Origin of the sequence: Nostoc foliaceum FACHB-393 (genome assembly GCF_014698505.1) — a bacterium.
Lineage (GTDB): Bacteria > Cyanobacteriota > Cyanobacteriia > Cyanobacteriales > Nostocaceae > Nostoc > Nostoc foliaceum_A.
In genome coordinates this window covers 1-3,032 of the sequence record NZ_JACJTD010000165.1, presented here as the reverse complement: position 1 = coordinate 3,032, position 3,032 = coordinate 1, and the positions used below count along the sequence as shown (strand labels likewise).

Genomic DNA, 3,032 nt, shown 5'->3' with positions numbered 1-3,032 from the left:
AATTATCAAGAGTTTAACGAGCGTAAATGAGGTTTTTTTTGGTTGATCCGCCTGAATTCTGGTTAAAACGCTATCTATATTTTACTGTTGCATCGGATCACAAAGCGGCATAAAAAAGCAGCAAGGTCTGCCGTGACATCTAAAAGCCTTACTATGTATAGATGTCACAGAAAGCGGCAAGATTGGGTAAAACTCTAGAACCCTTGCTATTAAAGGAATGTCACAAAAAGCGGCATGGTTAAATCATGAACTTGGTGTCACTTGAAAGCACTCAAAGCTATACAGGATGGGTGTCACAAAGGAAGTGGCAAGGTTGACGAAAAAAAATAGTGATGAAAAAAAGCCCTGTTTTTAGGGCTTTTTTATGAAGTGGGATCGAGAGCGAATCACAAAATCATGTGGATGATTATGCCAACAAGTGTTTGCTGTTTAACCTAGAAGAAAGGCTAGGTTTTCAATATTTAGACTTTGTGGGACGATTAAGCCAGTATTTAAACTCAGCTTAAACATTTCGTTCTGAAATGTGATCTAAATTTATCACTACACACAGGAGTGCTTAATCATGGTGCAGGACGAACTAAAGAATAAAGTAGCTTTGATTACTGGTGCAAATAAAGGTCTGGGGCTGGAAATGAGTCGCCAACTCGGACAACATGGATTGACAATTCTAATAGCAGCTCGTAGTTTAGATGCAGCTAAAACAGCAGCGAGTCACTTAGAGAATGAAGGACTTATAGCTCACCCAATTGCTCTGGATATCACTGATAGTACTCAAATTGAATCTGCCGTTCAACAGATTAGTGACTCTTTTGGTAGGCTTGATGTCTTGATCAATAACGCAGGCGTGTTTTTAGATGGTGACTGGTTAACCAGTAATGCTAGTTCTATTTCTGTAGACATTATTCGACAGACATTTAACACAAACTTTTTTGGCTTAGTGGAATTAACTCAACGAGCATTACCGTTAATATTGAATAGTCCTAGCGGTCGAATTGTAAATATGTCGAGTATTGAAGCCTCGTTAACACTTCATGCTGACCCCAATTCATTCATTTATGATTCCAAACCATTTGCTTATGATGCTTCCAAGGCAGCAGTAAACTCATTTACGATTCATTTAGCTCATGAGTTACGTAATACTCCAGTGAAGATTAATAGCGCTCATCCGGGTTGGGTAAAAACCGAATTAGGTGGTGAAGGTGCAATGATGGACATCATCTCAGGTGCGAAAACTGGTGTTGATTTAGCGATATTGCCAAATGATGGCCCCAGTGGTGGTTTTTTCCATCTTGGCGAACCAGTAGCCTGGTAACTTATGCCAACACTTGAAGCCGTAGCATAAGTTATTAGTAATCACGCGAATCTCTCACGATTTTCGTACACTAGATACTATTGACTATTGGCCAAAACGGCGAACGGCGATTCATCCCATTCATTCAATATGAAATCAATCGCCGTCTTTTGTGAAAAATCGGCTCTAATTCTGGTCAAGCCATCTATTATTAGAGGTAATTCTTAGTACGTAAATACTGATTTAAGCATTGGATATTGCCCCTAACTGGTGCTTGAGAATTAGTATTTTACATTGATACGCTTCAATCTCAGCTTCAATCTCAGCTTCAAGTTCAGCACGTAATTCAATTGGTGTAAGCGGATGAATTTTCTCCTCTTCAAGATGTGCCACTTCTGAGAAATCGTTTTTATCCAGCACAGCATAACGCCAAGATTCGTTACATAAGCCAGTCAGTAGATTATTGGGTGGATAATACTGAATCCCAACAATCACTCCCTGCTTGGTTCTTTGTCCTAACGAGTATTTTGGTGATGTCCAGTGATTAGGGATGGTGATAACTTTTGAAGTTTCCATACGATTGCTCCTATCTTTGTTTTGGCTGTGTTTGTACTACTCGCTGCTGCCTTTTCTCTACCAAAATCTGACCAATACATCCCCCAGTACCCAGCCCAAACATTCCTGTAGCAATCATGTACATTGCATTTTTTCCAAAAAATTGTACTCCTAAATATCCGATAGATATGGCCGCTAATGTGCTAGTCAGACTTACAGTAATTACTTGTGCTTGATTCCGTTCCATAATTAGAATGCCTTTCCCCTGATAGAGGTTATGATTTAAATGATTTTGCTGTTACGCGAACGCGCTACCCCGGAGCAACTTGAACAAATGCTGCAACAGCACAAGTTCTACATCAAAGCCGCAGTCGATATCGAACGTCGGGTACTAGTTGGTGGTGGTGATTTGCACTATGACTGCGAACAGGCTCTTTTAGGTGATGGTAGTCGGCAAGAAACTATCTGGGCAGCAAGCTTTATGCCTGTGACTCAAAAGATGATTTTTGAATCGATTGTCAATCTCCGCCCCCGGCAAAATAAGTCAATGGAGATATTGGACTCTAATATTAGAGAAGGGGTCGCTCAAATTATTATCGAATTCCTGGGAAATTTATGATCGAATTGACACCGAGACAACAAATTTTTATACAAGATGGTGTAACTACCCGTCTGCACCATTTAGCTGCACACCTTGAGCAAATTCAATCCTTGTGGACTGGGGTATCATCTCAGGAATTGATGCTGACTCTGGTCAAAGAAAGTCGATACTTTATCGAGTGGACTGTACCAGATATGGTGAAAGCAGATGACATTGATAGAGCAGCAGAGTTGGTTGACTTAGGTCGGATGTTGACTCGATGGCTATTCAATTGGGACAATATTTGGTCGGATGCCGAACAAAAGCAATCTGCATCTCTTGAAACTTCATATTGGTTACGTCGGGTTTTGGAAATATCTGGTACTGAACCGGAATCACTGAGTGCCTGAACTCTTTGAAGTCTGACGTTGTTTAACCAACACCGAACGCAAGTACTGCCGACAAGCTGCTTCTCCCCGATAAATCAGAATCCGCAGCGCCTGTATTTCCTGCGTTGGAGAAACACAGATTTCGGCAATCGCAGCAATCAAATTCTGTTGCTTCTGCACGTAATCTTGATGCTGCTGCTCTAACTCTTGAATCTTG

At 40.9% G+C, this 3,032-nt stretch carries 5 protein-coding genes and 1 pseudogene; 3 read left to right on the top strand and 3 right to left on the bottom strand.

What is annotated here, in order from left to right; all coding sequences use genetic code 11:
• Window positions 1–562: 562 nt before the first annotated feature.
• Complete coding sequence (locus tag H6G92_RS38575; protein ID WP_190902096.1) at window positions 563–1,312, top strand: SDR family oxidoreductase; 750 nt, start codon at window positions 563–565, stop codon at window positions 1,310–1,312.
• Between the two features lie 222 nt (window positions 1,313–1,534).
• On the opposite strand, the gene H6G92_RS38570 is transcribed toward H6G92_RS38575, so the two are convergent.
• Together H6G92_RS38570 and H6G92_RS38565 are read right to left on the bottom strand one after the other, a co-directional pair.
• Window positions 1,535–1,867, bottom strand: a complete 333-nt coding sequence (locus H6G92_RS38570; protein ID WP_190902094.1) for a hypothetical protein — start codon at window positions 1,865–1,867, stop codon at window positions 1,535–1,537.
• 10 nt (window positions 1,868–1,877) lie between these two features.
• The gene (locus H6G92_RS38565; protein ID WP_190902092.1) at window positions 1,878–2,093 is read right to left on the bottom strand and encodes a hypothetical protein; all 216 of its coding nucleotides are present in this window, start codon (window positions 2,091–2,093) and stop codon (window positions 1,878–1,880) included.
• A 39-nt stretch (window positions 2,094–2,132) separates the two neighbouring features.
• Here H6G92_RS38565 and H6G92_RS38560 point away from each other — a divergent pair, with 39 nt between their 5' ends.
• Together H6G92_RS38560 and H6G92_RS38555 are read left to right on the top strand one after the other, a co-directional pair.
• Entirely contained in the window at window positions 2,133–2,465 is a 333-nt protein-coding gene (locus H6G92_RS38560) for a DUF5674 family protein (RefSeq protein WP_190902091.1), read from the top strand.
• Entirely contained in the window at window positions 2,462–2,836 is a 375-nt protein-coding gene (locus tag H6G92_RS38555) for a hypothetical protein (protein ID WP_190902090.1), read from the top strand. Before H6G92_RS38560 ends, H6G92_RS38555 begins: the two co-directional genes overlap by 4 nt.
• Here H6G92_RS38555 and H6G92_RS38550 read toward each other — a convergent pair.
• A pseudogene (locus tag H6G92_RS38550) lies at window positions 2,822–3,032 on the bottom strand (hypothetical protein); the annotation flags it as partial. The gene H6G92_RS38555 and the pseudogene H6G92_RS38550 overlap by 15 nt on opposite strands.